The 16781-nt window shown below is 52.0% G+C and carries 18 protein-coding genes and 1 tRNA gene; 9 read left to right on the forward strand and 10 right to left on the reverse strand.

What is annotated here, in order from left to right; genetic code table 11:
* Window positions 1-129 precede the first annotated feature (129 nt).
* From hyaF to hyaA, 6 genes are read right to left on the reverse strand one after another with little or no spacing between them, the layout of a single operon-like run.
* Complete coding sequence (gene hyaF, locus EAS44_RS16010; protein WP_000004932.1) at window positions 130-987, reverse strand: hydrogenase expression/formation protein; 858 nt, start codon at window positions 985-987, stop codon at window positions 130-132.
* Entirely contained in the window at window positions 984-1382 is a 399-nt protein-coding gene (gene hyaE, locus EAS44_RS16015) for a hydrogenase-1 operon protein HyaE (protein ID WP_000063990.1), read from the reverse strand. The genes hyaF and hyaE overlap by 4 nt, the downstream gene beginning before the upstream one ends.
* The gene (gene hyaD / locus EAS44_RS16020; protein WP_000003636.1) at window positions 1379-1966 is read right to left on the reverse strand and encodes a hydrogenase 1 maturation protease; all 588 of its coding nucleotides are present in this window, start codon (window positions 1964-1966) and stop codon (window positions 1379-1381) included. Before hyaD ends, hyaE begins: the two co-directional genes overlap by 4 nt.
* Window positions 1963-2670: a Ni/Fe-hydrogenase b-type cytochrome subunit gene (gene hyaC / locus EAS44_RS16025; RefSeq protein ID WP_001186410.1), complete on the reverse strand. Its 708-nt coding sequence runs from the start codon at window positions 2668-2670 to the stop codon at window positions 1963-1965. The genes hyaD and hyaC overlap by 4 nt, the downstream gene beginning before the upstream one ends.
* Before the next feature lie 18 nt (window positions 2671-2688).
* Window positions 2689-4482, reverse strand: a complete 1794-nt coding sequence (gene hyaB, locus EAS44_RS16030) for a Ni/Fe-hydrogenase large subunit (protein WP_000107398.1) — start codon at window positions 4480-4482, stop codon at window positions 2689-2691.
* On the reverse strand, window positions 4479-5597 hold the full coding sequence (hyaA, locus tag EAS44_RS16035) for a hydrogenase 1 small subunit (RefSeq protein ID WP_001331914.1): 1119 nt from the start codon (window positions 5595-5597) through the stop codon (window positions 4479-4481). Before hyaA ends, hyaB begins: the two co-directional genes overlap by 4 nt.
* A gap of 426 nt (window positions 5598-6023) precedes the next feature.
* Here hyaA and EAS44_RS16040 point away from each other — a divergent pair.
* From EAS44_RS16040 to tusE, 3 genes are all read left to right on the forward strand, one after another.
* Window positions 6024-6111: transfer RNA gene (locus EAS44_RS16040), tRNA-Ser, on the forward strand.
* Window positions 6112-6317: 206 nt separating this feature from the next.
* Window positions 6318-6977: an FtsH protease modulator YccA gene (gene yccA / locus EAS44_RS16045; RefSeq protein WP_000375136.1), complete on the forward strand. Its 660-nt coding sequence runs from the start codon at window positions 6318-6320 to the stop codon at window positions 6975-6977.
* A 91-nt stretch (window positions 6978-7068) separates the two neighbouring features.
* Window positions 7069-7398: a sulfurtransferase TusE gene (tusE, locus tag EAS44_RS16050; protein ID WP_000904439.1), complete on the forward strand. Its 330-nt coding sequence runs from the start codon at window positions 7069-7071 to the stop codon at window positions 7396-7398.
* Here tusE and yccX read toward each other — a convergent pair.
* Window positions 7395-7673, reverse strand: a complete 279-nt coding sequence (yccX, locus tag EAS44_RS16055; RefSeq protein ID WP_000048217.1) for an acylphosphatase — start codon at window positions 7671-7673, stop codon at window positions 7395-7397. The genes tusE and yccX overlap by 4 nt on opposite strands.
* A 94-nt stretch (window positions 7674-7767) precedes the next feature.
* Between yccX and rlmI the strand changes: the two genes are divergently transcribed.
* Both rlmI and hspQ read left to right on the forward strand, forming a co-directional pair.
* Complete coding sequence (gene rlmI / locus EAS44_RS16060) at window positions 7768-8958, forward strand: 23S rRNA (cytosine(1962)-C(5))-methyltransferase RlmI (RefSeq protein ID WP_000116315.1); 1191 nt, start codon at window positions 7768-7770, stop codon at window positions 8956-8958.
* Window positions 8959-9015: 57 nt separating this feature from the next.
* Window positions 9016-9333 (forward strand): heat shock protein HspQ, encoded by a 318-nt coding sequence (hspQ, locus tag EAS44_RS16065; protein ID WP_001295356.1) that lies wholly within the window; start codon window positions 9016-9018, stop codon window positions 9331-9333.
* A 44-nt stretch (window positions 9334-9377) separates the two neighbouring features.
* Here the strand turns inward: hspQ and yccU are convergent, their stop codons facing one another.
* On the reverse strand, window positions 9378-9791 hold the full coding sequence (gene yccU, locus EAS44_RS16070; RefSeq protein WP_000665217.1) for a CoA-binding protein: 414 nt from the start codon (window positions 9789-9791) through the stop codon (window positions 9378-9380).
* A gap of 172 nt (window positions 9792-9963) precedes the next feature.
* Here yccU and csgI point away from each other — a divergent pair, with 172 nt between their 5' ends.
* Entirely contained in the window at window positions 9964-10626 is a 663-nt protein-coding gene (gene csgI / locus EAS44_RS16075) for a DUF2057 family protein (protein WP_000847791.1), read from the forward strand.
* Window positions 10627-10721: 95 nt separating this feature from the next.
* Window positions 10722-11180 (forward strand): methylglyoxal synthase, encoded by a 459-nt coding sequence (gene mgsA, locus EAS44_RS16080; protein WP_001295939.1) that lies wholly within the window; start codon window positions 10722-10724, stop codon window positions 11178-11180.
* A 31-nt stretch (window positions 11181-11211) separates the two neighbouring features.
* On the opposite strand, the gene helD is transcribed toward mgsA, so the two are convergent.
* A complete protein-coding gene (gene helD / locus EAS44_RS16085; RefSeq protein WP_001350178.1) occupies window positions 11212-13266 on the reverse strand; it encodes a DNA helicase IV in 2055 nt (684 codons plus the stop codon).
* A gap of 122 nt (window positions 13267-13388) precedes the next feature.
* On the opposite strand from helD, the gene yccF reads away from it, so the two are divergent.
* Both yccF and yccS read left to right on the forward strand, forming a co-directional pair.
* Entirely contained in the window at window positions 13389-13835 is a 447-nt protein-coding gene (yccF, locus tag EAS44_RS16090; protein WP_001261236.1) for a YccF domain-containing protein, read from the forward strand.
* A gap of 9 nt (window positions 13836-13844) precedes the next feature.
* The gene (gene yccS, locus EAS44_RS16095; RefSeq protein ID WP_000875041.1) at window positions 13845-16007 is read left to right on the forward strand and encodes a YccS family putative transporter; all 2163 of its coding nucleotides are present in this window, start codon (window positions 13845-13847) and stop codon (window positions 16005-16007) included.
* Here yccS and sxy read toward each other — a convergent pair.
* Complete coding sequence (gene sxy / locus EAS44_RS16100) at window positions 15970-16599, reverse strand: CRP-S regulon transcriptional coactivator Sxy (protein WP_000839136.1); 630 nt, start codon at window positions 16597-16599, stop codon at window positions 15970-15972. The genes yccS and sxy overlap by 38 nt on opposite strands.
* Between the last annotated feature and the right edge of the window lie 182 nt (window positions 16600-16781).

The following is a 16781-nucleotide window of genomic DNA, read 5'->3' on the forward strand; positions in this document are numbered from 1 at the left end:
ACTCCTGTAGGCGAAGAGAGAAAAATAACCCGTTAATGGTAGATCTCCCTCTTTATCCTGAAACTCTACGACCAGAGGTATTCGCCGATTGCGATATTCATAAGCCTGAAAGCGATACTTACCGTCTTTTTACGTCGGTGCCCCCTCCGCCAGCCACTGGCATACCTCGCTAAGCCGCTGCGCAGAGTCGACCAAATCTTCTGGCGCTGCCAGCACCACTTCCGGTATTGGGCAGATTTCATAACTTTCCAGTAACGGGCCTTTTAAGGTGTCCGTACAGCGTAAATGCCAGACATGGCGTAACCCCGTGGCGTTGATATAGCTCTCGCCATAGCCAATGGTACGAATCTGAATATTTCCCGGCCCACAGAGACGTGAGAGAAAAAGCCGGTCAGCTTCGCTGATGGGTAATTGCGTCATATTAATGCTGTGCGGCTGCGCGTCGGGGTTACGTACATGTGCCAGTAATTCATGGGCCAACGGTAGGCCATTCATCAGGCCATCAATGGGCGGCGGTAACAGCGAATCTGTCGGCAAGACGTTTTGCGTTGCCGCCTGCCACAACGCCAGCGGTGCGCAGCCAGCCTCCAGTTTGTCTTCCAGCAACTGTTCGCCGTGACGTCTGCGTACCCGCCATAATCCGCAGAAGATCGCCTCCTGAATTTCACTTTCACTGTCGTCAGCCTGCTGAATGCGCACTGACACTTCCCCTTCCCCGAGAAGCGTATTGATAAAGTGACGATCGTCGGCGTTGAGATTTAACAGATCGACTGCCAGTACCTCACCCAGCGGCGGCTGGCGTTCGCTTAGTTGATGTTGTAACTCGTTTAACAGCGCAATCACCTGCGGGCTGTGAGCACATTGCTCCAGGGCCGCCATACTCGGTTCACCATTCACCCGACAGGTGATCGGCAGTGGATTCATGCTGAAACTGTCATCGTTCGGTTGCGTTCCTGGCCCCAGCAGATGGAAAAAAGTTTCGCTCATGAAGCACGCTCCTGTTGCGGTTCGACAAGCCCGCGCATCAGGTTTATCAGTTCCGCCCACGGGTGAATACCATTCAGCACGCCGCGATAGTTTCCGCCGGTAAACACTAATGTGGCGGGAAAGCGAAAGACGCCAAAGCGATCGCCGATGGCTTCGCTCTGCTCAAGATCAGCAATCGCTACCTGCCATGTATAGTCGGGAAATTCGCGCAGTAATTCGCCAATCATTACCGGGTTATCGCTGACTTCTGGCGTGCGTTTCGGGTCACTGCTTAATAACACCACGCCGTCTGGCGCTTGCGTAAGCCAGTCGTCAAGACGGCATTCACTGACCGGCGTCCAGCCACGTGCCAGCATTCGTTGCCACAACGCATTAAATGGTGTGTCGTTGCTCATCCCTGTTCCTCCAGCCTCATCCTGTACTGACGCAAGCGAACGCCTTCGTAATTTTCCATCGACAGACAGTCATAATTGAGACAGCGCGATTCATTAGCCGGTTGCGGCACAATTCCCCACGCAGCCAGCTGCGCCAGCGCCGCCTGTTCCGCAGCGGGCAGTTGCTCCCGCGCCAGTTCGCTCAGGCTGCCGCCGTAGTCGTCGAGCATCGCGGGTTGCAGACCGACGAGGGCAATATGTGCTGGCAGATGTCCGCGGATATCTGCCAGCGCCAGCACTTCGGAGAAACTGTTCTGGTGCAGGCTCATTTTCTTCGCGCTGAGATAAGCCGGAATGCGTTCTCCGGCATACGTTCGTAGCGTTCCGGGTTCCAGCCCGTAATCAATGGCATCGAGAATCAACAGATGACCGGCGCTTTCGACATACCCCAGCAAGTTCAGTCCTTGGGTGCCGCCATCGACAATCTCCACATCCTCGGGCCAGTGGTAATGGGCATACAGCCGTTCCGCCACCCGCACGCCGAAGCCTTCATCGGCCCACAGCAGGTTGCCCAGCCCCATTACCACCACGCGTTGCTCGCTCATGAACGCTCCTTGTTACTTATTTTGCCAAATTTGTGGCTACGGTAGCCGTTGACCATAGTGGAGATCACCGTGTCGTCGGACATGATGTCTTCACGCAGCGCCATGTAGACATGACCGATCACAAACGCGCCAATCAGCCACATCCCCAGCCGATGCCAGCTGTGAATGTCCATTGAGTTGCCGCCCGTCCAGTAGAAAAATTCCACCACATAACGGAACGGCGCAAAAATAGCGTACTGGCTGTGTTCGCTGTACAGCGCAAAGCCGGTGATGATCATAAAAACTGACATCAGGAAATAGCCGAACATCGCCGCCTGGGCGATGGGGTTATGGCCTATATCGGCACTCGGACGTTTTGCCAGAAACAGATACCAGCGGATTTCATACCACACGCCCTGCCACCAGCTTTTACGCCATACCGGCACGATAAACAGCTCGCGGGAGTAATGATTGCCAACAAAAGCCCAGTAGATCCGCATCAGCAAGACCACGGTAAAAATCATCCCGGCGCTGAAGTGAATTAACCTGATGTAGCCCATATAGAACAGATACGTCGCCTCGCCGCTGACGGAAGGTAGCGGCTTGCCGATAAAGTAACCGGTGACCATCAACACCGCCATGCATAACACTGTCAGCCAGTGCCATATCCGCACGGGTGCTTCAAAGACATAGTGACTGACAACGTTGTCGCTTTTCTGTTGCATGATGATTCTCCTTCGCTGTTAACGCACCTGCACGGAGATAAGCTCGCTACCGTCGTCGCCCAGCACGTGTGTTGAACAGGCGAGGCACGGGTCAAAGCTGTGCAGAGTACGCAGGATCTCCAGCGGTTGCTCGGGGATCGCCATTTTGGTGTTCATCAGCGCCGCTTCATAAGCGCCAATCTGCCCTTTGGGATCGCGCGGGCTGGCGTTCCAGGTGGTCGGCACCACGCACTGATAGAGATCAATCTTGCCATCGCGAATGGCAGCCCAGTGGCCTAACGCCCCGCGCGGTGCTTCGGTAAAACCGACACCACGGCACTCTGTCGGCCAGGTTGCTGGTTCCCATTTTTCCGTGGAAGCGGTGGCAAGATTGCCGTTTTTCAGGTTGGTCATCAGTTTATCGAAGAAATACTGCAACTTACCTGCGGCCCACTGCGCTTCGTGCGCGCGACACAAAATGCGGCCCAACGTTGACTGGATGCCGGAAAGCGGCAGTTTCAACGCCGACATCATACGATCGACCGACTCAACGGTCGCAGCATCGCCTTTGTGATAAGCGATTAACGTGCGTGCCAGCGGCCCCACTTCCATCGCGTTACCGCGCCAGCGTGGCGCTTTGATCCACGAGTAGCGTTCCTGTTCATTCAGCTGCTGAATGTTGGTATCGCTGCCTTTGACATCGCCGGGGTTGTACCACGGGTCGGTAATGCCATCGAACGGATGACGCCCCACCTGATCGTTGGGATAACGATACCAGGCGTGGTCGACAAACTCCTGCACCTGCTGCGGATCAACCAAATCCACTGGCAGCACATTGTTGAAGTCGCCGTTAATCACCGCGCCGCCAGGCATCAGCAGACTTTTCTCACTAAAGTCGTTGGCAATATCCGGGAATGCGCCGTAGCTGAGGACACATTTATCAGAAAGACCCGTGCCGATTTCGCTCCACGGTTTGTTGAACTGGCCGATGGCTAAGGCGTCGGGGATCATCACGTTGTTAATGAAGTCCGCCGTACGGGTAATGATCGACTGCACCAGGTTCAGGCGTTCCATATTGACCGCCCCGACTGCGCCGCTTTCGTCAATGTTAATGGCGCAAGGCATCCCGCCGACAATCCAGTTTGGATGCGGGTTTTTACCACCAAAGACCGCGTGGATTTTGACAATTTCACGCTGGAAATCGAGAGCTTCGAGATAGTGGGCAAAGCCCATCAGGTTGGCTTCTGGCGGCAGTTTGTACTGCGGGTGCCCCCAGTAGCCATTGCGGAAGATCCCCAACTGCCCGCCTTCAACGAATTTCTTCAGGCGGTTTTGTACGTCGAAGAAATAGCCAGGGGATGATTTCGGCCATGAGGAGAGGCTTTGCGCCAGTTCGGAGGTTTTCCGCGGGTCGGCTTTCAGCGCATCTAACACATCGATCCAGTCCATCCCGGCAAGCTGATAGAAGTGCACCAGATGATCGTGGCACCAGAGCGTTGCCAGCATAATGTTGCGGATGATATTGGCGTTGTCCGGCACTTTAATACCGATGGCATCTTCGATGGCGTAAACCGAAGCCAGGGCGTGTACGCCAGTACAGACGCCGCAGATACGTTCAACGAACGCCCACGCATCGCGCGGGTCACGCCCTTGCAGGATGATCTCCAGCCCGCGAAACATGGTGCCGCAGGAGACGGCATTGGTGATCACATTCTGATCGTTAATATTCACTTCGCAGCGCATGTGGCCTTCAATGCGCGTAATCGGGTCGACCACCAGGCGGCGTCCGGCATTGTTGATGGTGTATCCCTGAGTTTCGTACTGAGTGCTCATGCCTGTTTATCCTCATTGCCTGGCTGATGTTCGGTTTCTGTAGGTTGCTGGTTATGACGTCTGCGCTGGTCAACGGCGCTGGCGGCTGCGTGCACACCAACAGCCGCTGCCACCACGCCAAGCGCGGTTAAACCGACGGTGTCGGCGGTGGAATGGGTACCCATTTGTGGAATATCGACCACGCGGCTGTAGAACGAACCGCGATCCCAGAAACCATTTTCCGCACAACCCAGGCAGCCGTGACCTGACTGGATCGGGAAGGAAACGCCATCGTTCCAGCGTGTGGAGGAACAGGCGTTATAGGTGGTAGGCCCTTTGCAGCCCATTTTGTACAGGCAGTAACCTTTGCGGGCAGCGTCATCATCCCAACTCTGGACGAACTCTCCGGCGTCGAAGTGAGCACGGCGATAGCATTTATCGTGGATACGCTGACCATAAAACATCAGTGGACGGCCCATTCTGTCGACATCCGGCAGACGATCAAACGTCACCATGTAAGTAATGATGGCGCTCATCACATCCGGGATCGGCGGGCAGCCAGGTACTTTGATAATGGGTTTGTCGGTGATGACTTTGTCGATAGGCGTTGCCTGCGTCGGATTAGGTCGCGCGGCCTGCACGCAGCCCCAGGACGCGCAGGTTCCCCAGGCGATAATCGCACTGGCTCCAGCGGCGGCACGCTTGAGTTTCTCAATAAACGGTCGTCCGCTGCTGATACAGAACATCCCCTGCTCGCCCAGCGGCGGATTACCTTCAACGGCGAGGATATATTTGCCATTGTATTGCGCGATGATGTCTTCAAAGACTTCTTCCGCCTGGGTTCCGGCGGCAGCCATCAAAGTATCGTCGTAATCGAGGGAAATCAGGGAAAGGATGACGTCCTTCGCCAGTGGGTGAGCGGAGCGGATAAAAGATTCGGTACAGCAGGTGCATTCAAGACCGTGGATCCACACCACCGGAATGCGCGGTTTATTCTCCAGCGCCCAGGCAATCTTTGGTGCCATTCCCGCGCCTAATCCCAGCGACGTGGCAGCCAGACTACAATATTTGAGAAAGCTGCGCCGGGTAACGCCCTGACGCCGCATGGCCTGGTAAAATGTTTCCTCGTTATTCATATCGCACGTCTCTTCTCCTTGCGACACCGGCAGGACACCGGGCGCACATGGTCGGCAAGCGACGTCCCTGTAGCAAGGCAAACCATCGCTTCACGTGAGATGCTGAAAACGAAAGCTCATCCTTCTGCACTGGCGCACGTCGCCAGAAAGTATTGTTAATAAAGCGTAGTGAAACTTTTGCACAAAACAATACAAACTGTGTGGATTTATCTTTTAGCGATAAAAATGGACCTATTTTTCTTTTTGCCGGGCAGTGGGGATGTTTAGCCGGTTGCTAAACGAGTAAAAGAGAAGGAATTCATGGTGATGAAATGATCAGTCTGCTGTTATTTCACGCTAACAATGCACTTTTGGCTGTTTTTCAGGCAAACAAACAAATTAGGGGTTTACACGCCGCATCGGGATGTTTATAGTGCGCGTCATTCCGGAAGTGTGGCCGAGCGGTTGAAGGCACCGGTCTTGAAAACCGGCGACCCGAAAGGGTTCCAGAGTTCGAATCTCTGCGCTTCCGCCAAATAAGATAAGGGGTTAGCTAAATGCTAACCCCTTTTTCTTTTGCCTGTCGAAATTCTCAGGGCGTTATATTTGCTTAATGACCTGATAATCCGCTGTTAAACCTGTTCCAGATCAAATGCGTAAAGATGGGTAAAACTTCTGTGTACCTTCCCACATTATCATTATGCTGCTTAATTAATTACATCTGTCATAGAGAGTGACTCAATGGATCGTATAGTTAGTTCTTCACATGACCGTACATCGCTGCTTAGCACCCATAAGGTGCTGCGTAATACCTATTTTCTGCTGAGCCTGACGCTGGCCTTTTCGGCGATTACCGCAACTGCCAGTACGGTGCTGATGCTGCCATCTCCGGGTCTGATTCTGACGCTGGTGGGTATGTATGGTTTGATGTTCCTGACCTACAAAACGGCGAATAAGCCGACCGGGATTATCTCCGCATTCGCCTTTACCGGTTTTCTGGGATATATCCTCGGACCAATTCTGAACACCTACCTGTCTGCTGGAATGGGTGACGTAATCGCTATGGCACTGGGCGGAACGGCGTTGGTGTTCTTCTGCTGCTCTGCGTATGTGCTGACCACCCGCAAAGATATGTCGTTCCTTGGCGGTATGCTGATGGCGGGTATTGTGGTGGTGCTGATTGGTATGGTTGCTAATATCTTCCTGCAGCTGCCTGCCCTGCATCTGGCGATCAGCGCGGTCTTCATTCTGATCTCCTCTGGCGCTATTTTGTTTGAAACCAGCAACATCATTCATGGCGGTGAAACGAACTATATTCGTGCCACGGTTAGCCTGTATGTTTCGCTGTACAACATCTTCGTCAGCCTGCTGAGCATTCTGGGCTTCGCCAGCCGCGATTAATCTCGCCCAGGGTTACTTACCGAGCCTCGCTTTATGCGGGGCTTTGTTTTTTGTTACACTGCCGCCAGTCTGATTAAGGTAGTAAAGAATTATGCTGATCTTCGAAGGTAAAGAGATAGAAACGGATACCGAAGGCTATCTCAAAGAAAGCAGCCAGTGGAGTGAACCACTGGCGGTGGTGATTGCAGAGAACGAAGGGATTGCGCTGTCGCCAGAACACTGGGAAGTGGTGCGTTTTGTGCGTGATTTCTATCTGGAATTCAATACTTCTCCGGCGATTCGTATGCTGGTAAAAGCGATGGCGAATAAATTTGGCGAAGAAAAAGGTAACAGCCGCTATTTATACCGACTGTTTCCGAAAGGTCCGGCAAAGCAAGCCACCAAAATTGCTGGCCTGCCTAAACCGGTAAAATGCATTTAACGGATACGAAAATCCGTTAACTCCCCGGAGGGATGATGCGGCTCGCTAAGCACCCGTTCCACACGCGCTGAACGCGGGCCGCCACTTTTTAACCACTGTATTAATTTTTCCACCTGCCCTTCGTCACCGCAGGCAACCACTTCCACGCTGCCATCGTCAAGATTTTTGGCGTACCCGGTTAGTCCCAGTTTTTTCGCTTCGTACTGCGTGGTGTAGCGGAATCCTACGCCCTGAACTCGCCCGTAAATCCAGGCAATTATGCAGACTTTCGACATTGCTGCTCTCCTTATCCTTAATGGACGCGTTGCAAATCCATGGAAAACTCCGGACAATGACGCCCATTTCTTTGCATCGACAGAAAAGTAAATTATGAGTGTACGTTTAGTGTTAGCCAAAGGGCGCGAAAAATCATTACTTCGTCGCCATCCGTGGGTCTTTTCCGGGGCCGTTGCCCGCATGGAAGGTAAAGCCAGCCTCGGTGAAACCATCGATATTGTTGATCATCAGGGAAAATGGTTAGCACGCGGCGCTTATTCGCCAGCTTCGCAAATCCGGGCGCGCGTCTGGACGTTTGACCCGTCTGAGTCTATCGACATTGCTTTTTTTACCCGCCGTTTACAGCAAGCACAAAAATGGCGTGACTGGCTGGCGCAAAAAGATGGCCTCGACAGCTATCGTTTAATCGCCGGAGAATCTGATGGCCTGCCGGGTATTACTATCGATCGTTTCGGTAATTTTCTGGTGCTGCAACTGCTGAGTGCTGGCGCAGAGTATCAGCGCGCGGCATTAATTAGTGCCCTGCAAACGCTGTACCCGGAATGTGCTATTTACGATCGCAGCGACGTCGCGGTACGTAAAAAAGAAGGGATGGAGCTGACTCAGGGCCCCATCACCGGCGAGTTGCCGCCTGCCCTGCTGCCGATTGAAGAACACGGCATGAAACTGCTGGTGGATATTCAGCACGGACACAAAACGGGCTACTACCTGGACCAGCGTGACAGCCGCCTGGCTACCCGCCGCTACGTCGAAAATAAACGCGTACTTAACTGTTTTTCCTATACCGGTGGTTTCGCCGTATCGGCATTGATGGGCGGTTGCAGCCAGGTTGTCAGCGTTGATACCTCCCACGAAGCGCTGGATATTGCACGGCAGAACGTTGAGCTGAACAAACTGGATCTGAGCAAGGCAGAGTTTGTCCGTGATGATGTCTTTAAATTGCTGCGTACTTATCGCGATCGCGGTGAAAAATTTGATGTTATCGTGATGGACCCGCCGAAGTTTGTTGAGAATAAAAGCCAGTTGATGGGCGCGTGTCGTGGTTATAAAGACATCAACATGCTGGCGATTCAGTTGCTGAATGAAGGCGGTATTCTCCTGACTTTCTCCTGTTCCGGTCTGATGACCAGCGATTTATTTCAGAAAATCATCGCGGATGCCGCAATTGATGCCGGTCGTGATGTACAATTTATAGAGCAGTTCCGTCAGGCAGCCGATCATCCGGTGATCGCTACCTACCCGGAAGGGCTATATCTGAAAGGGTTTGCCTGTCGCGTCATGTAACTTGAAATGTGGAATTTTACCCTTATATCAAAGGTAAAGATTTCCCGGGAGGTGACTATGATTGCCAGCAAATTCGGTATCGGCCAGCAGGTCCGCCATTCCCTGTTAGGTTATCTCGGAGTGGTCGTGGATATCGACCCGGTTTATTCGCTCTCTGAACCGTCGCCTGATGAGCTGGCGGTGAATGACGAGCTTCGCGCCGCTCCGTGGTATCACGTGGTGATGGAGGATGATAACGGCCTACCGGTTCATACCTACCTGGCTGAAGCCCAGCTAAGTAGCGAATTGCAGGATGAACATCCTGAACAGCCATCCATGGATGAGCTGGCGCAGACCATCCGCAAACAACTCCAGGCCCCGCGTCTGCGTAACTAATCCCTGAACAAATCCCCGGAAGGTTTTTGCCTTCCGGGGATTTTTTATTTGGCCAGGCCCAGGCGAGGGATCTCAATCGCCGGGCAGCGATCCATCACCACGTTTAGCCCTGCATCACGCGCCAGCACTGCCGCTTGCTCATTAATCACCCCCAGTTGCATCCAGAGGGTTTTCGCGCCAATGGCGATAGCTTCCTGCGCCACGCCCCACGCCGCTTCTGAATTACGGAAAACATCGACCATATCGACTTTTTCCGGAACGTCTGCCAGCGTGCCATACCCCTGCTGGCCCAGCAGTGTTTTGCCGGCAACTTTTGGCGAAACAGGAATGACGTGATACCCCTGGTCGAGTAGATATTTCATCACGCGATAGCTGGGACGATCGGGTTTGTCGCTTGCCCCCACCAGCGCAATGGTGTGAGTGGACGTTAAAATGCCTGCAATATCGGTTTCTTTCATTATTTCCTCCAGACTGTTTAACAAAGTGTACGACAAAGCCGACATGCCAACCATGCAGCTAATACGAATGAATGAGAGCAAAAGCGGGAAATATGTCTATATGTTAGTAAGTATGATTAAAGAAAAATTTTGACACATTATTATTCGGGCGGTCTTTTAACAGGAGCTATCTATGAAAACCGGCATCGTGACCACCTTGATTGCATTATGTTTGCCGGTATCCGTTTTTGCCACCACGCTGCGGCTTTCTACTGATGTCGATCTTCTGGTACTCGACGGTAAGAAGGTTTCCAGCTCTCTGCTGCGCGGTGCGGACAGCATTGAACTGGACAATGGACCGCATCAGTTAGTGTTTCGCGTTGAGAAGACGATTCATCTTTCCAATAGTGAAGAACGGCTCTATATCTCCCCTCCACTGGTGGTTAGTTTTAATACCCAGCTCATCAACCAGGTCAATTTTCGCCTGCCTCGCCTGGAGAATGAGCGGGAAGCTAACCATTTTGATGCCGCGCCGCGCCTTGAATTGTTGGATGGCGATGCGACGCCGATTCCGGTAAAGCTGGATATTCTCGCCATTACCTCAACTGCAAAAACGATTGATTATGAGGTCGAGGTTGAACGCTATAACAAATCCGCGAAACGCGCTTCACTACCGCAATTTGCCACGATGATGGCAGATGACAGTACGCTGCTTTCGGGTGTTTCCGAGCTGGATGCTATTCCGCCGCAGTCTCAGGTGCTCACAGAACAACGGCTGAAGTATTGGTTTAAACTGGCTGACCCACAAACGCGAAATACTTTCCTGCAATGGGCGGAAAAACAACCATCCTCCTGAGATTTTTGTGCCTGTGCGCAGGCTTTTTCAGTCTTTATCTTGCAGCGATAAGTACTTACAGTAATCTGTAGGAAAGTTAACTACGGATGTACATTATGGAACTGACGACTCGCACTTTACCTTCGCGGAAACATATTGCGCTGGTGGCACACGATCACTGCAAACAAATGCTGATGAGCTGGGTGGAACGGCATCAACCGTTACTGGAACAACACGTACTGTATGCAACAGGCACTACCGGTAACTTAATTTCCCGCGCGACCGGCATGAACGTCAACGCGATGTTGAGTGGCCCAATGGGGGGTGACCAGCAGGTTGGCGCATTGATCTCAGAAGGGAAAATTGATGTATTGATTTTCTTCTGGGACCCACTAAATGCCGTGCCGCACGATCCTGACGTGAAAGCCTTGCTGCGTCTGGCAACGGTATGGAACATTCCGGTCGCCACCAACGTGGCAACGGCAGACTTCATTATCCAGTCACCGCATTTTAACGACGCGGTCGATATTCTGATCCCCGATTATCAGCGTTATCTCGCAGACCGTCTGAAGTAATATTGCACAGGTGGCAAACGCCACCTGTTTCTTACGGTTTTCTCGCCACCGGCACATCCAGATTTTTCAGTATATCCACAAAGGGAGAGGGATTCTCTTTGTTAAACAGTGCCCATACCCGATGACGTGCCCGGGTCAGCGCCACGTACATTAACCGCCGTTCTTCAGCGTCCGGGAAATCCTCAACCGGTGGCAGTAGCGCCTCTTCCATAATCGACTCCCGCGCCGCAGCCGGAAAACCATCACTCCCCTCCTGCAAGCCAACGATGATGACGTAATCCGCCTGTTGCCCTTTGCTGGCATGAATGGTCATAAAGTCGATTTGCAACTTCGGCCAGCGTGTTGCTGCTTTTTCCAGGCTGGCAGGCCTCATGTGATGGTAACGCGCCAGGATCAGAATGCGCTCTTCCGGTTTGGCATAACCAGAGAGTTTATCCAGCAAAGCGTCAAGTTGACCCTCATCCAATAACGTGACGGCTTTTTTGTCTCCATTGGTTAAGCTGTTTAGCGGCTTTTTAAGCTGGCCTGGGTTCTGCTGAATAAACCTGTTTGCCACCTCACCGATACGACTGTTAAAACGGTAGGTCGTGTCTAAATCACAGCGATCACCTTCACCAAAGTTTTCATGGAAAGCCGTGGTAAGCGACATTTGCGCACCGCTGAATCGGTAAATCGCCTGCCAGTCATCACCAACAGCGAACAACGTCGTTTGACTATTTTGCTTGCGTAATGCCGCTAACAACGCTGCACGCTGCGGCGAGATATCCTGAAATTCATCAACCAGAATATGCTTCCACGGGCTGATAAAGCGACCTTTCTCCAGAATCACAATCGCCTGGTGAATAAGGCCCGAAAAATCGACAGCGTTTTCTGCCTTCAGCGCACCTTTCCAGGCTTTTAATAACGGGGCCATCAACTTGATACGTTTACTGAACAGATCGCGAATCTCTTCGGGTGCACTGGCAATCATTTCTGCCTGTGCACCACCGTGCATCCGCATCAGACTTACCCAGCGATCGAGGCGAGAGGCAAGACGACGCTGTAATTTTTCATCATCCCAGAAATTACCTTCTGGCACTGACCACTGCATTTCTTCCGTCAGCCATTGCCGCCAGCCCTTCGCCTGCGCTTTCTTTTCGCTGCATTGCTTGCGCCACTCAGCAATAAAAAGTTCATGACGGGCAGCGGTATCATTTTCCAGTTTGCTGACTATCGGAACTTTTTTGCTGCCCTGCTGAATAATATGCAGCGCCAGCGCATGAAACGTGCGTGCGGTAATGTCTTCGGTATGTAGTCGTTCTCGAATACGCTCGTGCATCTCTTCAGCGGCTTTGCGACCAAACGCCAGCAATAAAATTTGCTCAGGGGACGCTTCACCACGCGCCAGTAACCAGCCAGCACGGGCCACCAGCACCGACGTTTTTCCGCTTCCTGCACCTGCCAGCACTAACAGAGAATGCTCGCCATTAACGACTGCCCGGGCCTGCGCCGGATTCAGCGGTGAAGACTCGACCTGGCGGAAAAAATCCGCATACTCGGTAAGCATGGCTTCGGTATACGCCTGATTATGCTGCAACCGAGCGCCTTCAATGTCCTTCAACCAGGCCTGACATTTACGCCACACCTCACGGCAGTTATCGAATTCTTCCAGTCGGTTAACCGGCAATGGTAACGCCGACAAAGCCTGGCGGATTTGTTGCTGCACGCCAGAGGTTTGCTCACGCGTCAGCCATTTATTTTCTCCGGTGCGCGTGGCAATCAAATCCAGTTGCTGACGTAAAACGCCAGACGCAATTTCGCTCATCTCGCCACTCCACCGCCGCCAGTGAGCATCAAGATGATGGTAAAAACGCTGCGTCTCGCCCCATTCGGTGCCGTGCAGACGCACCACTTTTTCGTCCGGCAGTACAAATTCCAGCTCGCCCCATACCAGACCGCGCTTACAGTGAATCGCCAGTAATTGATTGAAAGGAATAAGGTATTCGTGGCGATCGCCGGAGACTTTAATCCCGGCATTGAGGATCACCGCCCGATCGTAAGGGTGCTGTGCCAGACGTTTTCCAAGCGTTGTCGCTTTCAGTTCCATGACTCTGTAGATCCACACGAAATTATTTCTTATCAGTGTAACCGTCAGAGAAAACGTGCTCCAGCCCAAAAAAACGTTACAATTGCCGCCCATTACTGAAAACCACAGTAAAGCGAGGTTTTATGCGTACCGTTTTGAACATTCTGAACTTTGTGCTTGGCGGATTTGCCACCACTCTGGGCTGGCTGTTGGCGACTCTGGTCAGTATTGTGCTGATTTTTACCTTACCACTGACACGATCCTGCTGGGAGATCACCAAACTGTCTCTGGTGCCTTATGGCAATGAAGCTATTCATGTCGATGAACTGAACCCGGCTGGCAAAAATGTGCTGCTAAATACTGGCGGTACGGTATTGAATATTTTCTGGCTGATTTTCTTTGGCTGGTGGTTATGCCTGATGCACATTGCAACGGGCATCGCACAATGTATTTCCATCATTGGCATTCCTGTCGGTATTGCGAACTTTAAAATTGCCGCTATTGCACTATGGCCGGTCGGTCGTCGCGTGGTATCGGTAGAAACAGCGCAAGCTGCGCGCGAAGCCAATGCACGTCGTCGTTTCCAATAATCCACTAATATGGCCTTTATGCTAAGTCCTTTGCTCAAACGCTATACCTGGAACAGCGCCTGGCTGTATTACGCGCGTATTTTTATTGCGCTTTGTGGAACCACAGCGTTTCCGTGGTGGCTGGGTGATGTAAAACTGACGATTCCGCTGACGCTTGGGATGGTGGCAGCGGCGCTGACCGATCTCGATGACCGACTGGCGGGACGTTTGCGTAACCTCATCATTACGCTGTTCTGCTTTTTTATCGCCTCGGCCTCAGTAGAATTGCTGTTTCCCTGGCCCTGGCTATTTGCGATTGGCTTAACGCTCTCTACCAGCGGCTTCATTTTGCTCGGCGGTCTGGGTCAACGCTATGCAACAATTGCCTTCGGTGCATTGCTGATCGCCATTTACACTATGTTGGGAACATCACTGTATGAGCACTGGTATCAGCAGCCGATGTATCTTCTGGCCGGTGCCGTCTGGTACAACGTCCTGACACTTATTGGTCATCTGCTGTTCCCGGTCCGCCCGCTGCAGGACAACCTGGCGCGTTGCTATGAACAACTGGCGCGTTATCTTGAGCTCAAGTCGCGCATGTTTGATCCTGATATTGAAGATGAAAGCCAGGCACCGCTGTACGATTTGGCTCTCGCCAACGGTCAGCTGATGGCGACATTGAATCAGACGAAACTCTCGCTGCTGACCCGCTTACGTGGCGATCGTGGTCAACGAGGAACGCGTCGCACACTGCATTATTACTTTGTCGCACAGGATATTCACGAGCGTGCCAGCTCTTCTCATATTCAATATCAAACATTGCGTGAGCATTTTCGCCACAGCGACGTGCTGTTCCGTTTTCAGCGGCTGATGTCGATGCAGGGCCAGGCGTGCCAGCAACTGTCACGCTGTATTTTGCTGCGTCAGCCTTATCAACATGATCCGCATTTTGAGCGCGCTTTTACGCATATTGATGCTGCGCTGGAGCGGATGCGCGATAACGGCGCTCCTGCTGATTTACTCAAAACACTGGGATTTTTACTGAACAATTTACGTGCCATTGATGCCCAACTGGCAACAATTGAATCAGAACAGGCCCAGGCACTGCCCCATAATAATGACGAAAATGAGCTCGCTGATGACAGCCCGCACGGATTGAGTGATATCTGGCTGCGTCTTAGCCGTCACTTCACGCCGGAATCCGCCCTCTTCCGTCATGCGGTAAGAATGTCGCTGGTGTTGTGCTTCGGCTACGCCATCATTCAGATAACCGGAATGCATCACGGGTATTGGATCTTGCTGACAAGTTTGTTTGTCTGCCAGCCAAACTATAACGCCACGCGCCACCGCCTGAAGTTAAGGATTATTGGTACGCTGGTAGGTATCGCAATTGGTATTCCTGTGCTGTGGTTTGTGCCATCACTGGAAGGGCAGTTGGTGCTGCTGGTTATTACCGGCGTGCTCTTTTTTGCCTTCCGTAACGTGCAATACGCCCATGCAACGATGTTCATCACACTTTTGGTGCTACTGTGTTTCAACTTGCTGGGTGAAGGTTTTGAAGTGGCGTTACCTCGCGTAATCGATACGCTGATTGGTTGTGCCATTGCGTGGGCGGCAGTGAGCTACATCTGGCCTGACTGGAAGTTTCGCAATCTGCCGCGAATGCTCGAACGCGCCACAGAGGCCAACTGCCGGTATCTCGATGCCATACTGGAACAATACCATCAGGGGCGTGATAACCGTCTGGCGTATCGTATTGCCCGCCGCGATGCACACAACCGTGATGCTGAACTGGCGTCGGTGGTATCAAATATGTCCAGCGAACCGAACGTTACCCCGCAAATTCGCGAAGCCGCGTTTCGGTTGCTGTGCCTTAACCATACGTTTACCAGCTATATCTCAGCCCTCGGTGCTCACCGGGAGCAGTTAACTAATCCTGAAATTCTGGCGTTTCTTGATGACGCAGTTTGCTATGTTGATGACGCGCTACATCATCAACCTGCTGATGAAGAACGCGTCAATCAGGCATTAGCTGGCCTGAAACAGCGGATGCAGCAACTTGAACCACGGGCAGACAGCAAAGAACCTCTGGTCGTACAACAAGTTGGGTTATTGATTGCATTACTGCCAGAGATTGGTCGTCTGCAACGCCAGATTACTCAAGTTCCGCAGGAAACTCCTGTTTCGGCGTAAGAGAGTCAGCCCATTCTGCAAGCTCCTGGCGGCGTGCCACCGGGAGCGCAGCTTCATGAATGCCGATAATGGCCCCTTCAAGCATAAACAGAATCTTTTCTGTCACCAGACTGTTTTGCTGCCGCAGTCGCAACCAACACATTTTTGCCCCAAGTATACGTAACGCCCGTACATCCTTAATCCCCACCTCCCCGAGAATCGCTTCCAGATGAAAAGACATATTGGGCAAATCTTTCAGTCTTTCCCGAATATTGCGCGTACTTTTCTCTTTCAGCGCTGCATCGAGAGAATATTTCGACAGACGCACCAGCTTCAGTTGATTTCGCCATAGACTTTCATCAACCCGATAGTAATTGAGGGTAACGGATCGGCCACACTTTTTATATGTCAGCCAGACAGGCGGATGTTTTACACAGTACGGTGCACTTTGCTCACAAGCCCGAAGATACAACTCACCATCAGAAACCATCGCAAACACCGTGTCGTCAACGGTCAGGCTGTAACTACCAAACAATGATCGGTATTCAATTGTGCCCAACGTTGCCAGGTATTCTTGTGATTTATAGATCCGCTTATAGGAGAGGCTTTTCATAAAATTCCTTTTAAAATCATAAAATAAAAGAATGATTCACATTAACGGATCCGTTAACTACGAAAATAGGCAACTTATTCTTAAGGGGCAAGATTAATTTATGTTTTCCCGTCACCAACGACAAAATTTGCGAGGCTCTTTCCGAAAATAGAGTTGATCTTTGTCGTCACTGGATGTACTGT

This window comes from Escherichia coli DSM 30083 = JCM 1649 = ATCC 11775 (assembly GCF_003697165.2).
Classification (GTDB): Bacteria; Pseudomonadota; Gammaproteobacteria; order Enterobacterales; family Enterobacteriaceae; genus Escherichia; species Escherichia coli.

Excerpts from the sequence above, each read along its gene's own strand:
- rlmI (WP_000116315.1), top strand. The coding sequence starts at position 7,768 with ATGAGTGTACGTTTAGTGTTAGCCAAAGGGCGCGAAAAATCATTACTT.
- hyaF (WP_000004932.1), bottom strand. The coding sequence starts at position 987 with ATGAGCGAAACTTTTTTCCATCTGCTGGGGCCAGGAACGCAACCGAAC.
- yccS (WP_000875041.1), top strand. The coding sequence starts at position 13,845 with ATGGCCTTTATGCTAAGTCCTTTGCTCAAACGCTATACCTGGAACAGC.
- sxy (WP_000839136.1), bottom strand. The coding sequence starts at position 16,599 with ATGAAAAGCCTCTCCTATAAGCGGATCTATAAATCACAAGAATACCTG.
- hyaD (WP_000003636.1), bottom strand. The coding sequence starts at position 1,966 with ATGAGCGAGCAACGCGTGGTGGTAATGGGGCTGGGCAACCTGCTGTGG.
- yccX (WP_000048217.1), bottom strand. The coding sequence starts at position 7,673 with ATGTCGAAAGTCTGCATAATTGCCTGGATTTACGGGCGAGTTCAGGGC.
- yccU (WP_000665217.1), bottom strand. The coding sequence starts at position 9,791 with ATGAAAGAAACCGATATTGCAGGCATTTTAACGTCCACTCACACCATT.
- hyaA (WP_001331914.1), bottom strand. The coding sequence starts at position 5,597 with ATGAATAACGAGGAAACATTTTACCAGGCCATGCGGCGTCAGGGCGTT.
- yccF (WP_001261236.1), top strand. The coding sequence starts at position 13,389 with ATGCGTACCGTTTTGAACATTCTGAACTTTGTGCTTGGCGGATTTGCC.
- mgsA (WP_001295939.1), top strand. The coding sequence starts at position 10,722 with ATGGAACTGACGACTCGCACTTTACCTTCGCGGAAACATATTGCGCTG.
- hyaC (WP_001186410.1), bottom strand. The coding sequence starts at position 2,670 with ATGCAACAGAAAAGCGACAACGTTGTCAGTCACTATGTCTTTGAAGCA.
- yccA (WP_000375136.1), top strand. The coding sequence starts at position 6,318 with ATGGATCGTATAGTTAGTTCTTCACATGACCGTACATCGCTGCTTAGC.
- hyaE (WP_000063990.1), bottom strand. The coding sequence starts at position 1,382 with ATGAGCAACGACACACCATTTAATGCGTTGTGGCAACGAATGCTGGCA.
- hyaB (WP_000107398.1), bottom strand. The coding sequence starts at position 4,482 with ATGAGCACTCAGTACGAAACTCAGGGATACACCATCAACAATGCCGGA.
- tusE (WP_000904439.1), top strand. The coding sequence starts at position 7,069 with ATGCTGATCTTCGAAGGTAAAGAGATAGAAACGGATACCGAAGGCTAT.
- hspQ (WP_001295356.1), top strand. The coding sequence starts at position 9,016 with ATGATTGCCAGCAAATTCGGTATCGGCCAGCAGGTCCGCCATTCCCTG.
- csgI (WP_000847791.1), top strand. The coding sequence starts at position 9,964 with ATGAAAACCGGCATCGTGACCACCTTGATTGCATTATGTTTGCCGGTA.
- helD (WP_001350178.1), bottom strand. The coding sequence starts at position 13,266 with ATGGAACTGAAAGCGACAACGCTTGGAAAACGTCTGGCACAGCACCCT.